This is a genomic window from Franzmannia qiaohouensis (assembly GCF_031451695.1).
Lineage (GTDB): Bacteria > Pseudomonadota > Gammaproteobacteria > Pseudomonadales > Halomonadaceae > Franzmannia > Franzmannia qiaohouensis.
In genome coordinates, this window is the sequence record NZ_JARWAM010000023.1 from 1 (window position 1) to 21612 (window position 21612).

Here is a 21612-nt window from a genome sequence, read left to right on the forward strand (position 1 = left end):
TATCACGCCAGCGCTATGGAACCTGATGATCAATGCCGCCGGCCAGCAGCTTCAGACCGCCCGAATCGAGCCCTCATGAATGAGGCGGGATGAAGCCAAAGGCTCTTCAGCAAGCCCCGCAGGCCACGGCATCTGAAGCGGTGCTATTGCGCTTGGAAGACAGCCTTGCAAAGGCACAGGGTGAGCTGAGTGTCATCCGGCGCCAGTTGGAGGCAGCTTCCGCCCAAGACGAAGCATTAGTAGACGTTAGCCAGAGCTCTGCCCGTCGGAATAAGGTAGCCGATATCGTTCAGGGGCAGGCAGGGTCGCGCCGACAGCTTCATCAACCTAGTGCGGCGCTCGGTCCAGCAGGCTTGGGTGATCCCACCAGGTACTGAGTCAGGAGCCGGGGTAGAGGTGGCCGTACGTCTGGGACCAACAGGCGAGCTTTACTCTGCGTCAATCACGCAAAGCAGTGGTAATGCGGATGTCGACCGCTCAGTCCTCCTGGCTGTAGATGCGGCAGCGCCATTTCCTAAGATCCGACAGCTCCCCGCCAGCCTTCAGCAGGACTACCGGCAATTCAATCTGCGTTTCGCACCTGGAGGAGACCGAGGGTAGGCGAGGGCTGTATCCCCGTGCAAAGCCATTGGTATGCTCTTTTCTACTGGGTTGCTGTTCAGCTGTGGCGATGACCCGCTTTAGCCCGTAGAGCATGGCTAGCTGTGGGACGCAGCCATGGGCGGTGGTCTGGGCAGCAGCCCGGTGGGGGCTTCCAACTGAGCCACGGCCGTGGGCGTCAGGTGCTCTTGCAGAATGAGATGCCGTGCCCACTTCCTCATGCTGGCAGCAACACCTTCATCCAACGAGAAAATTGAGCCGTACCAAGAGGCTTGGTGTGGCGCATTATCCATCCCATGGCCGGGTTGACCTGTACGCATTGCCAAGCTATAACGGACAGTGGAAGCAATAGAAGCAATGTGGCTAAGGCGTTTTGCCTCTTTCAGAACCCTCCACGCTGCAGTGCCGTTCAGGCTCGACAGGGGGTAGACCCTCCAAGCTTTGCCTTTGTGTGACCTACAGGTAGCTTGGTAGGACTCATAATCCCTTGGTCGCTGGTTCGAGTCCAGCTGGGCCCACCACAAGGCATTCGGTTCATTTTTCCGTCCCCCTTCTGTGCCTCCGTCTCTGCATCGTGACATCGAGGGGGCCGGCACTGTCTCGGACTGGTTCGGTCATCGGCAGAGCAGGATCAGAATAGTGATTCCAGCTCTTTACGCTGGGCCATGTGCTTTCCCGTATTCTGCTCTTTCAGTTTATTCAGGTTGACCAGCTTCCAGCGAACTGCCGGTAGGCCTGCTGCCTGCGGGCGGCCAATGGCGGCAAAGTCCGGATTGCCGTCATGCAACGTCAGCAGGAAGCGTTTGGTGTCATCATCGAGACGGGAGCGGAGATCTGCAATCAGCTGCGTACGAATTTCCAGAAGCTCGTCGAGGCTGGCCGGGATCTTCGTCATGCCTTTGAATTCCAGCGTATAAGGCTGGTCAATATCGATGAAATTCGGGTTCAGCAGTTCATGCGCGGGGCGCGATGAACTGGCGATATAGATTAGAAAGGTGCGGAAGAGGTCGTTGGTCAGGCCTTCATGCTCATAGAGCAGTTTCACGTCATAGAGATCGTGAGGTTCATGACAGTGCCGCCTTTCAGGGCGAAGATGTCTTCTTCGGCGACATAGGGGAGGATGCGCACGAGCAGGGCGACCCGTGCTTCGTAATCTTCACGCGCCATCGGCTGCCTCCGTTATCGCAAATTCTTCCGGCACCATGATGCGGTAGTGCGGGTGTATCCTGCCGCCCTTGACCAGAGCGCGGTCGCCGCTTCCGAGGTTGAATTCCTGCGGGTCGAGGCGTTTGCGCCATGGGTGGTTGTGGCGGTCGGCAAAGACGAAGAACAGCCTTGTAACCTTGATCTTCCTGCAACTGTGCAGCAACGCCGACAGGGTGCGCGGGCGCAGGGTCGTCAGGCTTTCAAACACCATGTCGAGATTGTGGAAGCTCTCATGGCCGGGCAGTTCGTCCATGACTTCCAGGATCGCTCGTTCGGGCGATGACCCCCTGAGTTGCCAGTCCCAGGGCAGGGTGCTTGTGGCATTGGAGTCTTTCTTGGTGAGACCGAGTGCCGGATTGGAGAAGAGGGGCGTGGTACGCGTTTCCAAGGGGGCGTTTAGCGGTAGCCTGGCCAGCCAGTTCGGTATGTCTTCGCCATAGATCCAAACCGGAGCGTTTCCGCCCAGCGGTAAATAATGACTGTAGCCCTGCTGCGCGAGCGCTGTCATGCCGCCGACATGGGCATCGTAGCCCATGATGTGCTGTATCGAGAGCAGGCAGGTCTTCCAGTCGATGGTAGCGGGTTTTCCTGTGCCCGGTGCCGGGCGCAGGAAAACGCCGCGAGTCACGCGTTCCAGCCAACCGCGATCCACATATTTGCGCGCTAGGAAGCGGCTGACCTCATGGCGTTCCAACCAGCCAGAATCGACCAAGAAGCCGGGAGGGATGGCATCGAGAATGCTCTTTAGCTTTTCTCGCTTATGTGTACTCATGGCTAACTTTTTAGCACATGCTCAAAGAGGCTTCCACAGGGCAATTCGATTACTAGCATTTTAGTGTACCCATAGATCACAAGCTCACTGGGGTCTAAAGCGCTGGTGTTATCAGCTGGCTAATCAGGATGGGCATGTGCGCCAGCGTCAGGCTACCGCAATGGGCTAATGTTGCGATGATCAGTTGAGCGTTAGAACGCTTTCTTTATCAGCGGCGCCAGGCGGCATCGCGCCTGGCACCGCTTATACTGCCTACCCCAATCAGAACTCGAGCCCAAGCGCGAAGCCGCCGATCAGGTAGCAGAACAGGGTGATCATGACGATACCCACGACGTTGAGCACCACGCCGCCACGTGCCATCTGGCCGATGGAGACGGCACCGGTGCCGAACACGATGGCGTTCGGCGGCGTACCCACCGGCAGCATGAAGGCGCAGGTGGCGGCAAAGGCGGCCGGGATGAGCAGCGTCATCGGATCCGCGCCGATGCCGACGGCAACGCCGCCGAGCACGGGGATGAAGGTCGCGGCGGTGGCGGTGTTGCTGGTCACCTCGGTCAGGAACATGATGATCGCGGTAACGGCGGCCACCAGCAGGACGATCGGCAGCATGCCAAGGCCGGTGACCTGCTCGCCGAACCAGCTGTCGAGGCCGGACGCGGCGACGGCACCGGCGAGGCTCAGGCCGCCACCGAACAGCAGCAGCACCCCCCACGGCAGCCCTTTCTCGGCATCCTGCCAGGTCAATACCATCTCGCCACGTCCCTTACCGGGCAGGATGAACATGGCGATGCCGGCGGCGATGGCGATGGCCGTGTCGTTGAGCTCACCCAGCGGTCCCAGCCGCTCGCCTATCCAGGGGAGATTGCCGAGCAGCCCGGGCACCACCCACAGGAAGGCCGCCGAGCAGAACACCAGCATCACCATCTTCTCGCCCTGGCTGAAGTTGCCGAGCTTGCGGATCTCGCCGGCGATCATCTCCTTGCCACCGGGAATCTCATCGACCTTGAAGGGGTAGAGCACCCGGGTCATCAGTATCCAGCCGATAAAGATGAAGGTGAAGGCGAGGGGCACGCCGAGCATCATCCACTCGAGGAAGCCGATGTTGCGCCCCAGCTCGTCGGCAGCGTAGCCGGCGACGATGGCGTTGGGTGGGCTGCCGAGCAGGGTGCCGAGGCCGCCCATGCTGGCCGACCAGGCGATCGCCAGCAGCAGGCAGAGGCCGAAGCGCTTGATGTTGTCGTCGGCCATGATGTCCACATGGCCCGGCTGGTGCTCGTGCTGTGACCGGCCGTCGGTGTCCGTGGTGTCGGTTCGCTCGGCGACCAGGGCCAGCACCGAGAGGCCGATGGGCAGCATCATCAGCGTCGTTGCGGTGTTCGAGACCCACATCGACAGAAAGCCGGTGGCGAGCATCATGCCGAGCACGATGCGCTTGGGCTCGACGCCTACCCTGGCCAGGGTCAGCAGCGCGACGCGACGGTGGAGGTTCCACTTCTCCATGGCGATGGCGATCAGAAAGCCGCCGAGGAACAGAAACACGATAGGACTGGCATAGGGGGAGGTGGCCTGGCTCACGGTGCGCTCGGTGAGCATCGGGATCAGCACGATCGGCAGCAGCGAGGTCACCGAGAGCGGAATCGCCTCGGTCATCCACCATACCGCCATCAGGGTGCCGATTGCGGCGACCCAGCGAGCGTCCGACGAGAGCCCCTCGGCGAAGCCCATGGCGATCCACACGATCAGTGCCATGAGCAGGCCGAAGGCGCGCAGGCCCCAGATCATTTTGGCGGACCGTTCGCCGCCTCCCTGGCCCCCGGAGATATCCTCATAGTCGATTTCCTGGCGTGATTGATCTGCCATTGCTATTCCTCCTCCATGATCAGCTATCGGCGACTATCTTGTAGATCCTTCCAACCATGTTGAAACGGGGATGGCGAAAAAATTCCGACGTTGGGCCAATTCATCTAGCCCCCCGACTACTGTTCTACATTTGCCTGCGCCATGTCGAGCCTCAGCCCCTGGCCGGCGCCGCGGTTTCCACCTTCGCCTGATCGCGGGCCAGCTCCTCGCGCAGGCTGCGCCGGCGGTAGTAGAAAGTCACGAAGGTGGAAGTGATGACGATGAACAGCGAGTACATCACCGGGATCAGCAGCATCTGTTGCTGGGTATCACCGGTGAAGGAGAGGGTCACGATCAGCACCGCCAGGGGGCCGTTCTGGATCCCGGTCTCCAGCGACACGGTGCGCGCCTTCAGCGGGTCGAGCCGGGCCGCACGGCTGAACCAGTAGCCGATCATGAAGCCACACAGGCCGAGGCCAACGGCCGCCAGGTAGACCTCAGGGCCGGTGGTCATCAGCAGCTGCCAGTTGCGCGGCACCCAGGTCGCGATTAGGAACACGATCACCACCACGCCGAGGATGCCGCCCATCAGCTCGGTGCAGGCGCCGAGGTTGGCATTGCGCCGGCGCAGCCACATGCCGATCAGGGTCGGCACCAGCAGCACGCCGAGCACCGCGATGATATTGCTTGAGGGGATGCGGAAGGCGGCGTCGATGCCGCTGGTGTAGAGGGTTAGCACCAGCGGCACCATGACCACCGCCAGCAGGGTCGAGCAGACCGTCATCAGGATGGAGAGCCCGAGCAGGCTCTTCGAGAAGTAGGCGAAGATATTGGAGGTGGTGCCGCCGGGCACGCAGCCCATCAGGATCAGGCTCACCGCCTGTATGGGCGGCAGCTGCAGGGCGCGGCCGATCAGGAAGGCGAGCAGCGGCATGAACAGGTACTGGGAGGCGAAGCCGATGCCGATCGCCTGAGGGTGGCGCAAGGCGATACGGAAGTCCTTGAAGGTCAGCGACGACCCCATGCCCAACATGATCACGGCCATCATGATGGCCAGCAGGGTCTCCTCGAGTGGGCTCAGCATGCGCGGCTCCCGGTGGTGGCGGTGTCTGGATGCTCCTTCAGGTAGTCGGCGCGCAGGTCCTTGCGCAGCACCTTGCCGATGGGGCTCTTGGGCAGGTCGTCGATGAATTCGATCTGCTTGGGCACCTTGTAGCGGGCCAGATGCTGCCGGCAGTGGGCCTTCACCGTGTCGCGGTCGAGCTCGCCGCGGGTGACGATATAGGCGCGCACGGCCTCCCCGGTCTCGGCGTCGGGCACGCCGATCACCCCCACCTCGTGGACGGCGTCGAGCAGGGCGATGCAGTCCTCCACTTCGTTGGGGTAGACGTTGAAGCCGCTGACCAGGATCAGGTCCTTCTTGCGATCGACGATGCGCAGGTAGCCGTCCTCGTCCATGGCGGCGACATCGCCGGTATGCAGCCAGCCCTCGCGCAGCGCCTCCGCGGTCGCCTCCGGCTGCTGCCAGTAGCCCTGCATCACCTGGGGCCCGCGAGCGGTGAGCTCCCCCGCCTCGCCGCGAGCCACCGGCCGGCCGCTGGCGTCGATCAGGCGGATCTCGGTGCCCGGCACCGGGATGCCAATGCTGCCTGGCTTGCGCGTCCCGACCAGCGGATTGAAACACACCACCGGCGAGCTCTCGGTGAGGCCGTAACCCTCGACCAGCGGGGTGCCGGTGACCCGCTCCCAGCGCTCGGCCACGGCGGCATGCAGCGCCGTGCCGCCGGCCGCCGCTGCGCGCAGCCGGCGCGGCGGGTAGAGGGTGAACCACTCCTCGTTGAGCAGGGCATTGAAGAGGGTGTTGACCCCGCTGATCCAACTGATCGGGTAGTTCTCGATCGCCCGCTGCAGGTTCTGGATCGGCCGCGGGTTGGGCACCAGGACGTTGTGGGCGCCGTGCTTGAAGAAGGCGAGCAGGTTCACCGAGAAGGCGAAGATATGATAGAGCGGCAGGGCGGTGAGCACGCACTCCTCGCCGTCGCTGATATGCGAGCCGGCCATGGCGTCGATCTGGGCCACGTTGGCGAGCAGGTTGCCGTGGCTGAGCCTGGCGCCCTTGGCAATGCCGGTGGTGCCGCCGGTGTACTGCAGCGCGGCGAGGCTCTCCAGGCCCAGGTCGCGCCAGTAGTCGGCGACCTCGATCCCCCGCGCCTGGCGCAGCTGCCTGCCCTGGGCCAGCGCCTGGCCGAGTGGAGTCACCGCCACGCGGCAGGGCGGGATCACCCGGTTCCAGTACCTGAGTACCGCCTTCACCACGTGCCGGACCACGGTTGGGAAGAACTGCGCCAGGCTGGTCACTACGACATGGCGGATCGCGGTGTGGGGCAGCACCTCGGGCAGCTTGTCGACGAACATATCGACGATCACCAGCGCCTCGGCGCCGCTGTCGGCGAACTGCTGGGTCATCTCCGAGGCGGTGTAAAGCGGGTTGGTGTTGACCAGCACGCAGCCGGCCTTGAGGATCCCGAAGACCACCACCGGGTAGCTCAGGCAGTTGGGCAGCTGCACCGCCACGCGGCTGCCGGGCGCCAGCCCCAGCCCTTCGCGAAGATAGACGGCGAAGGCGTCGGAGGCGGCATCGACCTGGGCATGGCTCAGGGAGCCGTTCATGCCATTGGGCATGCAGCTGGTGAACGCCTTCCGAGCGGCGAAGCGCTCGGCGCTGGCGCTGACTAACGCGGCCAGGTTGGGGTGTTCCGGGGGCGGCAACTCGGCCGGAATCTGGCCGTAGTGGCGGACCCACGGGCGGTCTTGGGTGGCGATCGGCGGTGACTCCATGCGGCTCCTTAGTAAGTTCGGACTTTCTTATCGTTATAGCTTCTCTTATTAGCGGTAAATCGCCGTTATTGCATCTCCTTTCGTATCGCCTTGGGGGAGGGCCCATGATGGCTTTGTCGACGGCATGCGGATAACGTTAAGGCACCAACGACATGCCGAGAGCCAAAATGCCGATCTATACCAATATCGAAGATCTGCGACGCCACTACGCGCGGCGCACCCCCAAGATGTTCTATGACTATGCCGAGTCCGGCAGCTGGACCGAGCAAACCTTTCGCGAAAACACCAGCGACTTCCAGCATATCCATCTCAAGCAACGGGTGGCGGTGGATATGGCCGGGCGCACCACGCGCAGCCAGATGATCGGTGAAGACGTGGCCATGCCGGTGGCGCTGGCGCCGGTCGGGCTCACCGGCATGCAGTCAGCCGATGGAGAGATCAAGGCGGCCCGGGCGGCCGAGGCGTTCGGCGTGCCCTATACGCTCTCGACCATGTCGATCTGCTCGATCGAGGACGTGGCCGAGCATACGACCAAGCCGTTCTGGTTCCAGGTCTATACGCTCAAGGATGACGACTTCATGCGTCGCCTGTTCGAGCGCGCCAAGGCCGCCAACTGCTCGGCGATCGTTGTCACGGTCGACCTGCAGGTGCTCGGCCAGCGTCACAAGGATATCAAGAACGGACTGTCGGCCCCGCCCAAGCTGACCGCGCGCTCGATTGCCGACATGGCCACCAAGATTCCCTGGGGACTGGAGATGCTGCGCACCAAGCGCCGCTCCTTCGGCAATATCGTCGGCCATGCCAAAGGGGTGAGCGACCCCTCGTCGCTTTCCACCTGGACGGCGGAAGCATTCGACGTCTCGCTGGACTGGAAACGTATTGCCCAGTTCAAGGAGTGGTGGGGCGGCAAGCTGATCGTCAAGGGCATCATGGCGCCGGAGGATGCACGGCGTGCCGCCGAGATTGGCGCCGACGCCATCATCGTCTCCAACCACGGCGGCCGCCAGCTCGACGGCGCCGTCAGCTCCATTCGCATGCTGCCGGCGATCATGGACGCCGTCGGCGATGACGTGGAAGTGCACCTCGATTCGGGGATTCGCTCAGGCCAGGACGTGCTCAAGGCGCTGGCCCTGGGCGCCAAAGGCACCTATATCGGCAGAGCCTACACCTACGGGCTGGGGGCGGCCGGCGAGGCCGGCGTGACCCGAGCGCTCGAAATCATCCACAAGGAGCTGGATGTCACCATGGCGCTGTGCGGTGAAACGGACGTCAAGAACCTTGGCAAGCACAACCTGTATGTGCCCCGCGGCTTTGACGATCCCACCGTCAAGCTCTGACAAGGGAATGGGCTGCCGCCACACTCCCGGCCACGCCAGTCTGGGGCTACCGCTATCGGGGCATGGTCCGGGGTGCGCTGGCGATGCGTTGGGCGTCGCTCCGTGACGGGGCATCAAGACGCTTCACCTTGGGGAGTCACCTGACATGGCTCACCCAAGCAGCATCACCACCCCATAGGCCGCCACGCCCGCGGCGACCGGCCAGCCCAGCGAGCGCAGTTTCCACCACACCGCCAGGGTGGCGGCCATGCCAATCGCGGTGGCGAGCCAGGATGTCGCGTCGGTCGTGGCAGGGACCAGCGAGACACCCAGCACCGCAGCGATCATCAAGGGGCCTAGGATGCCGAGCCACTGAGGCATGGCGTCGAGCCCGTCGTCGTCACCGTCGAGTTGCGCGAGGCGGCGGCGCATCCACAGCAGTGGTAGCAGCCGCATCAGCAGGGTGCCCAGGGCCGTGGCGAGCATGGCGAGCCACAGTGCATTACTCATTGCGATCTCCTCGGACAGTGGCGCCGGGTCTCACCAGGTAGAAACAGGCGGCGCCGCAGGCGGCAGCGAGGGGAATCGCGGTATTGGTCAGCCCGGACACGTTGAGCAGCAAGGCGATGGCGATACTGCTGAACAGCGCCAGCGACCAGCGTCGCGAGGTGAAGCGCGGTGCCAGCAGCACCACGAACAGCGCCGGCATGGCAAACGGCATTACCTCACCGAGCAGTGGCCAGCGGCGGGTCAGCTCTTCGCCGGCCACGGCGCCCAACGCGGTGCCGCCGATCCAGCTGAACCAGGCCAGTAGGGCTGCGCCGGTGAACCAGCCGAGGCGCCGGTCGGCCGGCATCTGCGGCAGCCGGCTATGGGCCAGGGCGAAGATCTGGTCGGTAAGGCCGTGCATCAGCCAGGGCCACCAGCGGCTGGTGGTCAGCCAGGGCGCGATATTGGGCGCGTAGACCACATGGCGCAGATTGATCAGCAGCGTCATGCCGACCACCAGCCACAGAGGCGACCCCGCGGCGACCATGCCGACGAACAGGAACTGCGCGGCCCCGGCATACAGCAGCGTCGAGATCAGCACGGCTTCCCAGGCACCGAAACCGGCCTGGGTGGCAATCAGCCCGAAGGAGATGGAGACCGGCACATAGCCGCCGAGCAGCGGGATGGCATCGCGCAGGCCGCTGAGCCACGGGCGAGGCAGCGTCTGGGTGGCCTGGCTCATGGAGTGTCTCCTTGGCCGGTATAGACAATGGTCATCAGCAGCGTGGCCCAGGTGTCGTGGGTGCGATAGGCGTGGGGCTGGTCGGCGGCGAAGGTCAGGCTGTCGCCGGCCGCCAGCATCTTGGTGGCGCCTTCCGGACCGGCCTCCAGGGTGCCGCTGATCAGGGTCAGGGACTCCTGGGCGCCGGGGGTGTGCGGCTCGGCGTGGCGCAGGGTATGCGGCGCGCAGCGCATCCAGTAGGCGTCGACCTGGGGATGGTCCTTGCCCTGATCAATCAGGCGCACTTCCACGCCATCCTCACCCAGCGGCACGGCGATGGGAGCCACCAGGGTGCCGAAGGGCACGCCCAGCTGCACCGCCAGGCGCCAGATGGTGTCCAGGGTGGGGTTGCCGTTGCCCTGCTCGAGGCGTGACAGGTTTGACTTGGCGATGCCGGCGGCGGCGGCCAGTTGCGATAGCGACCAGCCCCGCGCCACTCGAAGGGCCTGCAGGTGCTGGCCCAGGGTGCCGAGGGAGAGCTTGTCCATGACGGAGCCTTGTGGTGTTCCTTATAATGAACGTTCTATAAAAGGAACAGCGGCCTGTCAATCGTTTTGCTGGGCGTGAGGGGGCGCCGGCCGTTCGGGGTTGCCCCGTGCGGCGGGCAGGCGGGGCCAGCGGTGGCCCCGCCGGCGGCGGTTACTGCGCGGTGATGGTGGTCATCACCAGGTCACCATCGACCCGGATCGGACCGTCTTCTGACGCCCCCAGGGTGTACTCGAAGATGCCGGTTTCCATGCCGCCCTCCTCATCGTGGATCATCAGCATCAGGTAGTCACCGGGCTCCACCGCTTCGGTGAGGATGGCGGTCACGTCCATGTTTTCGCCTTCCTTGAGCGGCGAGTAGCCCACTACCGGGCCAGGGGCCCGGCTCTCGTCGGTGCGATGGACCACCAGCCAGCCATTACGGGGTGCCATGACTTTTTCCGCCGAGACCGTGCCGCCGGAGACCGACTGGTCGTCGGCCCAGACCTGCGGCTGCATGTCGCCATGCATGTCTGCCTGGACCATGGCGGTGCCGGCGATTAGCGAAGCGGACACGAATGCACTTGTCACGAGTTGCTTGATCATCCTTCTCTCCTTGCTATCTGGCTACGACCCATCAAGGTCGAAGTGAATGGCGATGGGTCTACCACTAGCTACGCGAGGGAAGGGGGATTGGATTCAGTTCCACTCGCTGCGTGCGACGGCGTCGTGGGCGTGCAGGCTCTCGGCGTGCACCACGCGCAGGGAGAAACCATCCACGCCGGGCTGGTCGCGCAGCGCGTGATGCAGGCGTCGGGCAGCGTCCTCGCAGAACATCAGGTTCTGGCCGTTGGCCAGGGCGAAGGCCTGCTCGTCGATGCGCTTGACCGCGGTTTGCAGCGCGGTACCCAGGGCTCGCTCCGCTCTATCCACCAACCGTAGCAGCGGAAGCTCATCCACATCGGCTGCCAGGCGCACCGAGAGGTGTGCCTGGCTGCGCTGGCTGTGGGGCGTGGCCAGGATGCTCTGCTCGCTGCCCAGCCAGGTGTGAACCGACTCGCGGGTTACCGGCATGTCGGTGAAGTCCTCGTCGAAGGCCTGCTGGACAAGTTGGCGCGCTAGAGCCGCCGAGCAGGGGCAGGTGGAGGAGTAGCCCACTGTCAGGTCGAGAGTGGCGTTGAAGCCCTGGGCATCGCGCCTGCAGCGCAGGGCAAAGGGGTAGCGCTTCCAGCCCGCCAGGGGGCTGATCAAGGCCGGCCGCTTGAGCATCGCCTCACCGCTCAGGTCGATAAAGGCTGTATCGGAAAGCCCGGTGTGGCTGTCGAGGAAAGTCCCCAGTACCGAGGCCACTCGCGCAAGCGAGATCTCCCGCTCTTCGAGCTCGGCCAGCGCCAGGTAGAGGCGCGACATGTGGATGCCGCGGGCCGTGGGGTCGTCGAGGCTGACGCCTGCCGAGGCGTAGCCCGTCACCCCCTGCCCGGCGACCTGCAGCGGCAGGGCGATCTGTTCCATGCCCACCCAGCTCAGCGTGCCAAGGCGCGTTGACGGCGATGCCGCGATATCTTCAAGCGGTAACCTGTTCATCGAAATGGGACCTTTACGTTTCATCGGGTGTTATATGTTATAACATAACAATCTCCGGGCGCGTCGTCATCTTCTCAATGTCACGCCCCTGGTCCTTCGGGTGGCAGGGGCGTGAACGGTTTACTGGTCTCAGTCGTTCAGGGTGCGATCCAGCAGCAGCAGGGTGGCTTGCCAGGAGGCGGCATCGGCGATGGGGTCGTAGCCCAGCGGCAGGCCGAACTCTTCTCCGGCAGCATCGGCGCCCGGATTGGTAAAGCTATGGGTAGCGTTGTGGTAGTTGATCACTTCCACCTCGGCGCCGGTAGCGGCGAGGGCGCTGGCCATGGCACGGAGATCGTCCTGGGACACCATCGGGTCGTCGGCGCCGTTGTGGATCTGTACCGCGCCGTCGAAGCTGTCGGGGGATTCCACGGCCTGGGTAGGCCCACCGTGATAGCTGACCACGGCATCCAGTGGCATGCCGGCCAGGGCCATGTTCATCACTACGCTGCCGCCGAAGCAGTAGCCGATCGCCGCCATGCCAGTGTCAGCCACGGCGGGATGCTCGCGCAGCTGCGCCATGGCCGCCTCGAGACGGCTGTGAGCTGCGGGCCAGTTCTGCATCACCTGGGAGGAAAACTCTCCGGCCTGGTCGGGATGATCGGCGACCTGCCCCTCGCCGTACATGTCAACGGCGAGGGCCACGAAGCCCAGTGCGGCGAGCTGGTCGGCGCGCTGCCTGGCGTAGTCGTTGAGCCCCCACCACTCATGCACGATCAGCACCGCGGGCCGCGGCGTATCATCGCTGGCACTGCGCGCCAGGTAGCCGTGATAGGTCTCGCCATCGGCGCTGTATTCGAAGCGCTCGCCCTCCACCTGCGGGCCCCAGGAGATGGGGTGCTGGTCGGCGTCGCTCTGGGCCAGGGCCGGCGTGGCGAAGAGCCCGGCGACGAGGCAGAGGGTGATGAGTCGCTTGTGCATATTGAAATCTCCTGAGCGGATGAGAGCGTCCTGCGTGTCACTTCCAACATAGCCGTCGCGGCGTGATCCTGCCGTTGGCATCATGCCGATTCGAAGCCGTGTAGCACCTTGACCACGTTGCGGCCGATCTCCTCCACGGCATAGCCACCCTCGAGCAGGAAGACGGTAGGCAGACCGAGTTGAGCCAGGCGGCGGCCGTAGTCGCCGAAGTCGTCGCTGGCGAGCTTGAAGGCACTGATCGGGTCGTGCTCGTAGGTGTCGACGCCGAGGGAAACGATCAGCAGCTCGGGGCGGTAGTCGCCAATCCGCTGCATGGCCTGCTCCAGCGCCTGGCACCAGCGAGGGTAGTCGGTACCGGTAGGTAGTGGGTAGTTGACGTTGTAGCCCGCACCGCGGCCGCTGCCGGTCTCGTCGGCATGGCCGAGGAAATAGGGGAAGGCCTCGAGGGGATCGCCATGCAGCGACAGGAACAGCACATCGTCGCGGTCATAGAAGATCTGCTGGGTGCCGTTGCCGTGATGGTAGTCGACGTCGAGGATGGCGACTCGCGACAGGCCGCGGTCGAGGGCATGCTGGGCGGCGATGGCAGCATTGTTGAAGAAGCAGTAGCCGCCGAACTGGTCGCTCGCGGCGTGATGGCCGGGCGGTCGGCACAGCCCGAAGGCCGGGGCGGCGTTGTCCAGCACGTGATCCGTGGCGGCGAGGGCGATGTCCTTGCTGGCCTGGGCGGCAGCGAAGGTGCCGGCGCAGATCGCCGTCTCGGCGGCCAGGGCGTAGTAGCCGAGTTTGCCGTCGATGTGCTCGGGAATGCGGTCACCGCGCATGCGCCGGCTAGGCCACACCGACGGCGTCGGTTCGCCGGGCAGGCCGGCAGATTGCCAGGTGTCCCAGCAGCCGGCCAGGAAGTCGACGTAGCCGCGGTCGTGTACGGCGAGCACGGGATCGAGCCCGTAGGAGTGGGGGGCGCGGATCTCGCCCAGGGCCGAGGCGCGCAGATGGCGCAGAATGATCTCGACCCGCGCCGGGCATTCGAAGGGGGACACCATTTCGCCGCCGTGAAGTTCGCTGGCGGGCTGGCGCAGTTGGGTATCGGGCGAGTGGAAGGTCAGCATGGTCGCTCCTGGGCACGGGATGAGGCATTCATCATGCACAGTCGAGTAGCGTGCTGCCAAGAGCTGAAGACGCTGCCCGTCGCCAGGACGATGACGGCTTGTTTCTTGTACGGCTAATATTTTCTCTCTTTGGCGCTTTAATCTCTCACGTCTTTAATATCAGTAGCTTATTTGCTGTGGTCCTGCCGTGCTGGCCTAGTGGGGTAAAAAGATTGCCCGCAAAACTTGTACAATTATGAATTCGTGTCTATGGTTAATCTAGCTCCTACGCAATGGATCGCGTAGATGGCTAGGACGCTCAGGCCAGGACGGCCTTACGGACAGGGAAGGCATTCACGACAGGACGTCACGATCGCCAAGGAGTCCACCGAGCCCCGACATCCCCTGCTTCTTGCCCCCTTCCTCAGGGGGCGTTTTTTTTGCGTCAGTGAATAGCACAATGGTGTGCGAAGCATAACCTGGGTTAGCGTATCGAGACGAAGAAGGCTGCGATGCTGCCTACTGTACTTGCGCTGTACAGGGAGGTGCGATGTGATGATGAAGTTCCTTGCGGGTGCGGCAAGTGTGAGCTTTCTCTTGGGCATGATCGCGATGTTGATTTTCGTGCTGACAGCCTTGTAAAAGGTGTCATTGCCCGCAACAAGGTAGATACTGCGAAACCCTCGGCTGCTGGCCGGGGGTTTCGTCTTTCTATGCGGTTCGTCAACGCAGGAGGCGTGGCTACAGCGACACGAACGGCAGCAGCGAGAGGGTCAGGACCGCGGCGGCGGCCAGGGTCAGTGCAATCACCTGCAGCGGCCGCTCGCGCAGGCGCCGCCACAGGCTGAGCGGCTCACCGCGGGCTTCGCGCTCGGCCAGATCCTGCTGCATGCGCTCGGCGAGGCCGGTCTGGTAGGCATCCAGCGCGGCGCGCGCCTCGGGCAGTTGCGCTTCATCGCGCAGCCAGATCGCTGCCACCGAGAGTTTCCAGCGCCCTTCGCTGGTCTCGTAGACATCGAAGCCGCCCTCGTCGAGCAATTGCCGCACCTCGGCGGCCTCCTCTTCGGGCACGCCGCCGAGCCGGAATAGCAGCACGGCCATCGGCTACCTCGCTGCCCGGTAGTGAATGTCCAGCGACTGCTCGAGGGAGCCGCCGCGGGCGTCGATGCTGTTGGCCAGGCTCGCCACCTGGCCGCAGCTGATGTAGGTCGATTCCGCCAGCCACTGCGGATCGGGGTAGTAGGCGAACAGGTAGTGGTCTTCCTTGATGTTATCGATCAGCGGCCGGGCGATCTCCTGGCGCACCGCCGGGCAGCCGAAGCTGCGGCCCAGGCGGCCGTTCTCGGCAATGAACTCCTCGCTGACGTAGTCGGCGCCGTGGACCACGATGGCGCGCTGGTAGGCCAGATCGTTGACCCCGGCTTCGAGTCCCTCGAGGCGCATGGAGTAGCCGTTGGCGCCATAGTAGCTATTCAAGGTGCGGAATAGCCCCAGGCTCGACTGATAGCTGTCGGGGATGTTGGAGAACCACTCGGCCTGCTCATCGCCGCTGCCGCGGCCGTGAGAGACCAACTCCTCGAACAGCAGCTGCTGGTGCTCGAGGTCGAAGACCCACAGCCGTGGCTGGTTGGCGCTGCGCGAGAAATCGATCACCGCCAGGCGCTCGGCATCGGGGTCGGCGCACTGCACGGCGCTGGCGGCGAGGCGCAGTACCTGTGGCTCGGCGTCGGGTGCCAGGCGCTGCAGGGTGTCGGCGAGCAGCACGTGGGCCTGGGCGGACACGGGCATGAAAAGCGCCAGGGCAAGCCCGGCGACGGGGAGGCGTGTGGCGATTGGCATTGTTATGACGTCTCCGGCGCAACAGAATGAACCAATAAACGGCGCTATTATGAACAGAATACGTGGCATCAGCCAAACCAGGGACGGTATCGGAGACGTCGAATGACGACAGCAGGGCAGTGGAACAGGGCGCGAGCGTGGCTCGTGGTGGGGATGAGTCTGGGCGTAGCGCTGCTGGCGCTGCCCGCGGGTGCCGCGCAAACGCTGGCCCCGGCCATCGAGTCGCAGCTGGCCACCAGCGGCTCGCGGGATGCTGATCTCGCCGCGTTCTATCGCAGCCGGGCGCACCATGCGCTGTGGCAGTCGCCCGAGCGAGTCGAGGCGCTAGCCGGAGCGGTGGCCACGCTGCAGGACGACGGCCTGTCGCCGGACGATTACCTGCCCGACGATCTCGTCGAGCGCGGGGAGGCACTTGGCGATGACGAGGCGGCGCGGGTCGCCTTCGAACTGCAGGCGACCCGCGGCCTGCTGACGGCGATGCGCCATCTGGCACGCGGCAAGACCGACCCGCGGCGCCTGGAAGAGGACTGGAGCATTGCGCTGGCCGGCTACACGCCGGACTGGGCGGCGCTGTCGCAGCAGCTGGACGTCGGCGATGTCGAGGCGGCGCTCGACCAGGCGCGCCCCGAGGCCAGCTTCTACCAGGCGCTGCGCGACGGGCTCTCGCACTACCGCAGCGTGGCCGCCAGCGGCGGCTGGCCCGAGCTGCCCGAGCGCAGCGAGTCGCTGCGCGAGGGCGACCGGCATCCCGATGTGGCGCTGCTGCGCCAGCGCCTGGCGGTGGAGCGCGACCCGGCAAGCCTGCCGGCCGACGCCGACTACTATCCGCGGGTCGAGCTGGCTGCCGGGGCGGACACCGGCGACGATGCCGAGCGTTTCGATGCCGAGCTGGCCCGCGAGGTGCGCTTCTTCCAGCGCCGCCACCTGCTCGAGCCGGATGCGGTGGTCGGTCGCCACACCCGGCAGGCGCTCAACGTGCCGGTGGAGGCGCGCGTCGACCAGCTGCGCGTCAACCTCGAGCGCGCCCGCTGGCTGCTGCACGACTTGCCGGCCTCCTACGTGCTGGTCGACATCGCCGGCTACGAGCTGCATCACGTGCGCGAGCATGGCGACGACTGGCGCACGCGCATCGTGGTCGGCCAGCCGTATCGCGAAACGCCGTCGATTCGCTCCGCGATCACCCATCTGACCTTCAATCCGACCTGGACGATTCCGCCGACGATCTTCCGCGAGGACAAGCTGCCGCGCATCCGCGACGACCTCGGCTATCTCGAGGAAGCCAACCTGCGCGTGCTGGCGCCGAGCGGCGAGGAGCTCGACCCCGCCGAGGTCGACTGGAACAATCCCGGCGGCGTGATGCTGCGCCAGGCGGCAGGGGGCGACAACCCGCTCGGCAACCTGGTGATCCGCTTTCCCAACGATCACGCCATCTACCTGCACGACACCCCGGCTCGGTGGCTGTTCAACCGCGCCCAGCGCGCCGCCAGCTCGGGCTGCATTCGGGTCGAGCACGTCGAGGAGCTGGCGCGCCAGCTGCTGGCCGACAGCCAGCGCTGGAACGCGCGGGACATCGCCACGCGCATCGAGGATGGGCGCACCGGCAACGTCTCGCTGGCCAATCGGGTGCCGGTGATCCTCAGCTACTGGACCGCGAGCCCCGACGAATTTGGTGGCATCGCCTTCCGACCCGACATCTACGGCCGCGACGTGGCGGTGCGGCGTGCGCTGGACGCCCCGACAGGCTAGTGAAAAATATGTTTGACTCGCGGCGGAGAAACGCGCATTCTGGTTTGGCAGTTGGTTAGCAAGTTGTATATCGTCAGTAGAAATCGAACGTTGTCAGAATCAATTTCGGTCGCCTGGTGTATCTCCTTGTCTTACCCACTCGATACGGGTAATTCCCGCAACATCATCAAGCATTAGGAAATTGAAAAATGGCAACTGGTACCGTTAAGTGGTTCAACGACACCAAAGGTTTCGGCTTCATCTCTCCGGACGATAACGGCGACGACCTGTTCGCACACTTCTCCGAAATTCAAGCTGACGGCTTCAAAACCCTGCAAGACGGCCAGAAGGTTTCCTTCGACGTCACCCAGGGTAAGAAAGGCCTTCAGGCTTCCAACATCAAAGTCATCTAATCGCTGACATTTGATGTGTCCCTCCCGAGGGACAATACAAGGCCCGCCATGTGCGGGCCTTGTGCGTTTCTGGGCCCCCGCCGCACGGCCCGACCTTACACACCGGTTCCCTCCCTTCCTTTTTAATTCTATTTTCGAATAGATAAATTTCTACAAATAACTTTTTGTTATAAAGATTGGCCGTCACAATGGCAGCGTTACCCTCTTGCCAATGGACTGCCGATGTCGCCCGATGCCTGGCTTGCAATGACCGTCGTAGCGGCGGTGTTTCCCCTGATGGCCTTTACCCGCCTGGGCCCGGACATGGTGCTGCTGGGTGCCGTGGTACTGCTGCTGACCCTGGGCGTGATCGATACCAACCAGGCGCTGGGCGGCTTCTCCAACAGCGGCCTGTTCACCGTGGCCTTCATGTACGTGCTGGTCACGGCGATTCGCCAGACCGGTGGCATCGACCTGATCATCCGCGTGGTGCTGGGTCGGCCGACGAGCGAGCGCGGCGCCCTGGCGCGATTGCTGCTGCCGGTGGCGAGCATGAGTGGTTTCCTCAACAATACCCCGGTGGTCGCGACCTACATCCCCGCGGTGATCAGCTGGTCGCGCCGGCTGGGCATGCCCAGCCACCGCTTTCTGATGCCGTTGAGCTTCGCCTCGATCCTCGGCGGCACCGTGACGCTGTTTGGCACCAGTACCAACCTGGTGGTGCACGGCATGCTCACCAGCCGCTATCCGGAGCTCTCCATGGGCCTGTTCGACATCGCTTGGGTCGGCGTGCCGGTGGCGGTAGTAGGGTTGGTCTATCTGTGGTGGTTGGCGCCGCGCCTGCTGCCGGACCGCCGCGGCCTGGCCCAGGCGTTCGACAACCCCCGCGAGTTCACCATCGAGATGGAAGTCGACGCCAAGGGGCCGCTGGTCGACAAGAGCGTCGAGGAGGCCGGCCTACGCCATCTGCAGGAGCTGTTTCTGGTCGAGATCGAGCGCGCGGGCAATATCGTCAGCGTGGTGGGGCCGGGCGAGAAGCTCAAGGGCGGTGACCGGCTGGTATTTGCCGGTACCTCGGCGGCGGCGGTGGAGCTGCAGCAGATCCGCGGCCTGATTCCCTCGCGCCAGGGCGAGTCGAGCCTGAGCAAGGACTTCAAGGAGCGCCGGCTGGTGGAGGCGGTGGTGTCCGACCAGTGCCAGTTCGTAGGCCAGCGTATCCGCGACGGCCACTTCCGCACCCTCTACGGCGCCGCGGTGCTGGCGGTGTGCCGCAACGGCGAGCGGGTCGCCGGCAACCTGGGCCAGATCCGCCTGCAGCCCGCCGATGTGCTGCTGCTCGAGGCGCGTCCGCCGTTTATCGAGCGCCACCGCCAGTCGCGGGACTTCCTGCTGATCAGCCAGGTCAACGGCGCGGCGCGGCCGGTGCATGAAAAGGCCTGGCTGGCCTGGACGATCCTGCTCGGCGTGGTGGCGCTGGCCTCCTTCGGCGCCATGAGCATGCTCAACGCGGCCATGCTGGGCGCGGCGCTGGCGGTAATCAGCGGCTGCTGCAGCATCGGCGCCGCCAAGCGCGGCCTGGACACCCAGGTGCTGCTGACCATTGCCGCCTCCTTCGGCCTTGGTGCGGCGCTGGAGAGCAGCGGAGCGGCGGCCTATCTTGCCGGCGGCGCACTGGGCCTGGCCGACGGCAATCCGCTGTTGCTGCTGATCGGTACCTACGTGCTGGTGGCGCTGTTGACCGAGCTGGTCACCAACAACGCCGCGGCGGTGATTACCTTCCCCATCGTGCTGGCCAGCGCCGAGAGCCTGGGCGTCAACCCCATGCCGTTCGTGGTGGCGGTGATGTTTGCCGCCTCGGCGAGCTTCCTGACCCCGATCGGCTACCAGACCAACCTGATGGTCTACGGGCCCGGCGGTTATCGCTTCGGGGACTTCCTGCGCGTGGGCGGGCTGCTCAACCTGCTGGTGGCGGTGGTAGCGCTGGTGCTGATCCCGCTGATCTGGCCGTTTAGCGGCTGAGCCGACGCCCGCCATCTCGCCGCTCGCGGCGCTTTAGGGTAGGGTGGGGGTTTTGCCAATCAGGGAACCCGATCCCACCATGAGTGACGCGACCTCCCACGGCCCCGGCGAGCTGGTCATCGAGCCGTCGAGCGGCAAGCCTGCCAATGCCTGCGTGATCCTGCTGCACGGCCTGGGCGCCGACGGTAATGACTTCAAGCCGCTGGTGCCGGCGCTCAATCTGCCGAGTTCGATCGCGGTGCGCTTCGTGCTGCCGCATGCGCCGCGTATGCCGGTCACCGTTAACGGTGGCATGCAGATGCCGGCCTGGTACGACATCCTCGAGATGAACCTCGGGCGCCGCGTCGACGAAACACAGCTGCGCGCCTCGGCGGCACGCGTGCATCGGCTGATCGACGCCGAGATCGCGGCCGGTATCGACAGCCGCCGGATCATCATCGCCGGTTTCTCCCAGGGCGGCGCGGTGGCCTACGAGGCGGCCTTGACCTATCCCAAGCCGCTCGGCGGCCTGCTGGCGCTGTCGACCTACTTCGCCACCGCCGACAGCATCACACCCAGTGAGGCCAACCGCGAGCTAGTCATCGAGGCCCACCATGGCAGCATGGATCCGGTGGTGCCGGAAAGCCTGGGCAAGGCCGGCGCCGAGCGCGCCCGCGCCATGGGCTATCCGGTCAACTTCCGGCGCTACCCCATGCCGCATTCGCTGTGCCCGCAGCAGGTCGCCGATATCGGCCCCTGGCTGGCGGACCGCCTGACACAGGAGTGAACATGGATACCCTCGACCCGATGGCGGCACCTGGGCCCGACCGGCGCCTGTCGAGCCCGGCGGCGGCGCGCAATCGCGAGCCGATCCTCAAGGTGCTGCGCGACTGGCTGCCGCCGCGTGGGCGGGTGCTCGAGGTGGCCAGCGGCAGCGGCGAGCATGCGCTGCACTTCGCCACCGCGCTGCCGCACCTGAGCTGGCAGCCCAGCGACCCTAGCGCTACCGCCCGCGCCTCGATCGAGGCGTGGCGCGCTGAGCAAGGGCCTGACAATCTGCTGGCGCCGCTGGCGCTGGACGTAATCCAGCGGCCCTGGCCGGTGCCTGACTTCACTGCGCTGGTGGCCATCAACCTGCTGCATATCTCGCCCTGGGCGGTAAGCGAGGCGCTGTTCGCCGAGGCCGGCGCGCGGCTGCCGGAGGGCGGCATGGTCTACCTGTATGGCCCCTTCATGCGCGACGGCGAGCACACCGCCGAGAGCAATGCCGCCTTCGATGCCGACCTGCGCCAGCGCAACCCCGAATGGGGCATTCGCGAGCTGGAGGCCATACTGGCGCTGGCCGAGCGTCACGCCTTGGGGGTGGTGGCGGTGGAAGAGATGCCGGCGAATAATCTCAGCGTGGTGCTGCGCGTCGAGCCGGCCAGCGGGGCTTGAACTCGGCGCCGCTGCCCCAAGTCTATTCCAGAGGTCATCAAGGAGGAGTGAGCATGCACGATCTGTCAAAAGACATCCGCCTGCCCGACGGCTGCCCCAACTGCGGTAGCCACCGTGCGCGTGTCTCGCAAGTCGGAAACCCCGACGACAAGGTATTCTGCGCATCCTGCAATACCGTGATCGGCCTGCGCGCCGACGTCATGGAACGCGTCACCAAGGCCTCTCCCAGTGAGGCCGAGCAACTGATCGAGAAAGCCGCCAACAAGAAACCCTCCTGACC

General features: G+C 64.8%; 23 protein-coding genes. 8 read left to right on the plus strand and 15 right to left on the minus strand.

What is annotated here, in order from left to right:
• Window positions 1-321 precede the first annotated feature (321 nt).
• Window positions 322-600, plus strand: coding sequence for an energy transducer TonB (locus QC821_RS21765; protein WP_422720135.1), 279 nt, complete (start codon window positions 322-324; stop codon window positions 598-600).
• A gap of 631 nt (window positions 601-1231) precedes the next feature.
• Here the strand turns inward: QC821_RS21765 and QC821_RS20240 are convergent.
• The 6 genes from QC821_RS20240 to QC821_RS20265 form a co-directional block, all read right to left on the minus strand.
• Complete coding sequence (locus QC821_RS20240; RefSeq protein WP_309725099.1) at window positions 1232-1645, minus strand: RuvC family protein; 414 nt, start codon at window positions 1643-1645, stop codon at window positions 1232-1234.
• Window positions 1642-1767, minus strand: a complete 126-nt coding sequence (locus tag QC821_RS20245; protein WP_309725101.1) for a hypothetical protein — start codon at window positions 1765-1767, stop codon at window positions 1642-1644. The genes QC821_RS20240 and QC821_RS20245 overlap by 4 nt, the downstream gene beginning before the upstream one ends.
• On the minus strand, window positions 1757-2578 hold the full coding sequence (locus QC821_RS20250) for a type IV toxin-antitoxin system AbiEi family antitoxin domain-containing protein (RefSeq protein ID WP_309725103.1): 822 nt from the start codon (window positions 2576-2578) through the stop codon (window positions 1757-1759). The genes QC821_RS20245 and QC821_RS20250 overlap by 11 nt, the downstream gene beginning before the upstream one ends.
• A gap of 261 nt (window positions 2579-2839) precedes the next feature.
• Window positions 2840-4438: an SLC13 family permease gene (locus QC821_RS20255; protein ID WP_309725105.1), complete on the minus strand. Its 1599-nt coding sequence runs from the start codon at window positions 4436-4438 to the stop codon at window positions 2840-2842.
• Window positions 4439-4589: 151 nt separating this feature from the next.
• Window positions 4590-5501, minus strand: a complete 912-nt coding sequence (locus tag QC821_RS20260) for a bile acid:sodium symporter family protein (protein WP_309725107.1) — start codon at window positions 5499-5501, stop codon at window positions 4590-4592.
• Complete coding sequence (locus QC821_RS20265) at window positions 5495-7255, minus strand: AMP-binding protein (RefSeq protein ID WP_309725109.1); 1761 nt, start codon at window positions 7253-7255, stop codon at window positions 5495-5497. The genes QC821_RS20260 and QC821_RS20265 overlap by 7 nt, the downstream gene beginning before the upstream one ends.
• Before the next feature lie 152 nt (window positions 7256-7407).
• Between QC821_RS20265 and QC821_RS20270 the strand changes: the two genes are divergently transcribed.
• Complete coding sequence (locus QC821_RS20270; RefSeq protein ID WP_309725110.1) at window positions 7408-8592, plus strand: alpha-hydroxy acid oxidase; 1185 nt, start codon at window positions 7408-7410, stop codon at window positions 8590-8592.
• Window positions 8593-8742: 150 nt separating this feature from the next.
• Here the strand turns inward: QC821_RS20270 and QC821_RS20275 are convergent, their stop codons facing one another.
• From QC821_RS20275 to QC821_RS20315, 9 genes are all read right to left on the minus strand, one after another.
• The gene (locus tag QC821_RS20275) at window positions 8743-9081 is read right to left on the minus strand and encodes an AzlD domain-containing protein (protein WP_309725112.1); all 339 of its coding nucleotides are present in this window, start codon (window positions 9079-9081) and stop codon (window positions 8743-8745) included.
• Window positions 9074-9802, minus strand: coding sequence for an AzlC family ABC transporter permease (locus QC821_RS20280; protein WP_309725114.1), 729 nt, complete (start codon window positions 9800-9802; stop codon window positions 9074-9076). Before QC821_RS20280 ends, QC821_RS20275 begins: the two co-directional genes overlap by 8 nt.
• The gene (locus QC821_RS20285; protein ID WP_309725116.1) at window positions 9799-10329 is read right to left on the minus strand and encodes a helix-turn-helix domain-containing protein; all 531 of its coding nucleotides are present in this window, start codon (window positions 10327-10329) and stop codon (window positions 9799-9801) included. Before QC821_RS20285 ends, QC821_RS20280 begins: the two co-directional genes overlap by 4 nt.
• 151 nt (window positions 10330-10480) lie before the next feature.
• On the minus strand, window positions 10481-10912 hold the full coding sequence (locus tag QC821_RS20290; RefSeq protein ID WP_309725118.1) for a DUF7282 domain-containing protein: 432 nt from the start codon (window positions 10910-10912) through the stop codon (window positions 10481-10483).
• A 93-nt stretch (window positions 10913-11005) separates the two neighbouring features.
• Window positions 11006-11890 carry a GTP cyclohydrolase FolE2 gene (folE2, locus tag QC821_RS20295; protein WP_309725119.1) on the minus strand — a complete coding sequence of 295 codons (885 nt, stop codon included), beginning with the start codon at window positions 11888-11890 and terminating at the stop codon, window positions 11006-11008.
• Window positions 11891-12019: 129 nt separating this feature from the next.
• The gene (locus QC821_RS20300; RefSeq protein ID WP_309725121.1) at window positions 12020-12850 is read right to left on the minus strand and encodes a dienelactone hydrolase family protein; all 831 of its coding nucleotides are present in this window, start codon (window positions 12848-12850) and stop codon (window positions 12020-12022) included.
• An 80-nt stretch (window positions 12851-12930) separates the two neighbouring features.
• The gene (locus QC821_RS20305) at window positions 12931-13962 is read right to left on the minus strand and encodes a histone deacetylase family protein (protein ID WP_309725123.1); all 1032 of its coding nucleotides are present in this window, start codon (window positions 13960-13962) and stop codon (window positions 12931-12933) included.
• Window positions 13963-14682: 720 nt separating this feature from the next.
• Window positions 14683-15042, minus strand: a complete 360-nt coding sequence (locus QC821_RS20310; protein ID WP_309725125.1) for a DUF6164 family protein — start codon at window positions 15040-15042, stop codon at window positions 14683-14685.
• A 3-nt stretch (window positions 15043-15045) separates the two neighbouring features.
• Window positions 15046-15780 (minus strand): murein L,D-transpeptidase catalytic domain family protein, encoded by a 735-nt coding sequence (locus QC821_RS20315; protein WP_422720134.1) that lies wholly within the window; start codon window positions 15778-15780, stop codon window positions 15046-15048.
• A gap of 153 nt (window positions 15781-15933) precedes the next feature.
• Here QC821_RS20315 and QC821_RS20320 point away from each other — a divergent pair, with 153 nt between their 5' ends.
• From QC821_RS20320 to QC821_RS20345, 6 genes are all read left to right on the plus strand, one after another.
• Entirely contained in the window at window positions 15934-17526 is a 1593-nt protein-coding gene (locus QC821_RS20320; protein WP_309725126.1) for a L,D-transpeptidase family protein, read from the plus strand.
• A 188-nt stretch (window positions 17527-17714) separates the two neighbouring features.
• Window positions 17715-17918: a cold-shock protein gene (locus tag QC821_RS20325; RefSeq protein WP_076746630.1), complete on the plus strand. Its 204-nt coding sequence runs from the start codon at window positions 17715-17717 to the stop codon at window positions 17916-17918.
• A gap of 222 nt (window positions 17919-18140) precedes the next feature.
• Window positions 18141-19916, plus strand: a complete 1776-nt coding sequence (locus tag QC821_RS20330; RefSeq protein WP_309725127.1) for an SLC13 family permease — start codon at window positions 18141-18143, stop codon at window positions 19914-19916.
• Window positions 19917-19995: 79 nt separating this feature from the next.
• On the plus strand, window positions 19996-20682 hold the full coding sequence (locus QC821_RS20335; RefSeq protein WP_309725128.1) for an alpha/beta hydrolase: 687 nt from the start codon (window positions 19996-19998) through the stop codon (window positions 20680-20682).
• 2 nt (window positions 20683-20684) lie between these two features.
• Window positions 20685-21332: a DUF938 domain-containing protein gene (locus QC821_RS20340; RefSeq protein WP_309725129.1), complete on the plus strand. Its 648-nt coding sequence runs from the start codon at window positions 20685-20687 to the stop codon at window positions 21330-21332.
• Window positions 21333-21385: 53 nt separating this feature from the next.
• Window positions 21386-21610: a hypothetical protein gene (locus tag QC821_RS20345; RefSeq protein WP_095623061.1), complete on the plus strand. Its 225-nt coding sequence runs from the start codon at window positions 21386-21388 to the stop codon at window positions 21608-21610.
• Window positions 21611-21612 lie beyond the last annotated feature (2 nt).

Bases quoted from the DNA above. Each gene is read 5' to 3' on its own strand.
- QC821_RS20260 (WP_309725107.1), bottom strand. From the start codon at position 5,501: ATGCTGAGCCCACTCGAGGAGACCCTGCTGGCCATCATGATGGCCGTG.
- QC821_RS20290 (WP_309725118.1), bottom strand. From the start codon at position 10,912: ATGATCAAGCAACTCGTGACAAGTGCATTCGTGTCCGCTTCGCTAATC.
- QC821_RS20285 (WP_309725116.1), bottom strand. From the start codon at position 10,329: ATGGACAAGCTCTCCCTCGGCACCCTGGGCCAGCACCTGCAGGCCCTT.
- folE2 (WP_309725119.1), bottom strand. From the start codon at position 11,890: ATGAACAGGTTACCGCTTGAAGATATCGCGGCATCGCCGTCAACGCGC.
- QC821_RS20335 (WP_309725128.1), top strand. From the start codon at position 19,996: ATGAGTGACGCGACCTCCCACGGCCCCGGCGAGCTGGTCATCGAGCCG.
- QC821_RS20345 (WP_095623061.1), top strand. From the start codon at position 21,386: ATGCACGATCTGTCAAAAGACATCCGCCTGCCCGACGGCTGCCCCAAC.
- QC821_RS20270 (WP_309725110.1), top strand. From the start codon at position 7,408: ATGCCGAGAGCCAAAATGCCGATCTATACCAATATCGAAGATCTGCGA.
- QC821_RS20250 (WP_309725103.1), bottom strand. From the start codon at position 2,578: ATGAGTACACATAAGCGAGAAAAGCTAAAGAGCATTCTCGATGCCATC.
- QC821_RS20280 (WP_309725114.1), bottom strand. From the start codon at position 9,802: ATGAGCCAGGCCACCCAGACGCTGCCTCGCCCGTGGCTCAGCGGCCTG.
- QC821_RS20265 (WP_309725109.1), bottom strand. From the start codon at position 7,255: ATGGAGTCACCGCCGATCGCCACCCAAGACCGCCCGTGGGTCCGCCAC.
- QC821_RS20340 (WP_309725129.1), top strand. From the start codon at position 20,685: ATGGATACCCTCGACCCGATGGCGGCACCTGGGCCCGACCGGCGCCTG.
- QC821_RS20300 (WP_309725121.1), bottom strand. From the start codon at position 12,850: ATGCACAAGCGACTCATCACCCTCTGCCTCGTCGCCGGGCTCTTCGCC.
- QC821_RS20275 (WP_309725112.1), bottom strand. From the start codon at position 9,081: ATGAGTAATGCACTGTGGCTCGCCATGCTCGCCACGGCCCTGGGCACC.
- QC821_RS20245 (WP_309725101.1), bottom strand. From the start codon at position 1,767: ATGGCGCGTGAAGATTACGAAGCACGGGTCGCCCTGCTCGTGCGCATC.
- QC821_RS20310 (WP_309725125.1), bottom strand. From the start codon at position 15,042: ATGGCCGTGCTGCTATTCCGGCTCGGCGGCGTGCCCGAAGAGGAGGCC.
- QC821_RS20255 (WP_309725105.1), bottom strand. From the start codon at position 4,438: ATGGCAGATCAATCACGCCAGGAAATCGACTATGAGGATATCTCCGGG.
- QC821_RS20325 (WP_076746630.1), top strand. From the start codon at position 17,715: ATGGCAACTGGTACCGTTAAGTGGTTCAACGACACCAAAGGTTTCGGC.
- QC821_RS20320 (WP_309725126.1), top strand. From the start codon at position 15,934: ATGAGTCTGGGCGTAGCGCTGCTGGCGCTGCCCGCGGGTGCCGCGCAA.
- QC821_RS20315 (WP_422720134.1), bottom strand. From the start codon at position 15,780: ATGCCAATCGCCACACGCCTCCCCGTCGCCGGGCTTGCCCTGGCGCTT.
- QC821_RS20305 (WP_309725123.1), bottom strand. From the start codon at position 13,962: ATGCTGACCTTCCACTCGCCCGATACCCAACTGCGCCAGCCCGCCAGC.
- QC821_RS20330 (WP_309725127.1), top strand. From the start codon at position 18,141: ATGTCGCCCGATGCCTGGCTTGCAATGACCGTCGTAGCGGCGGTGTTT.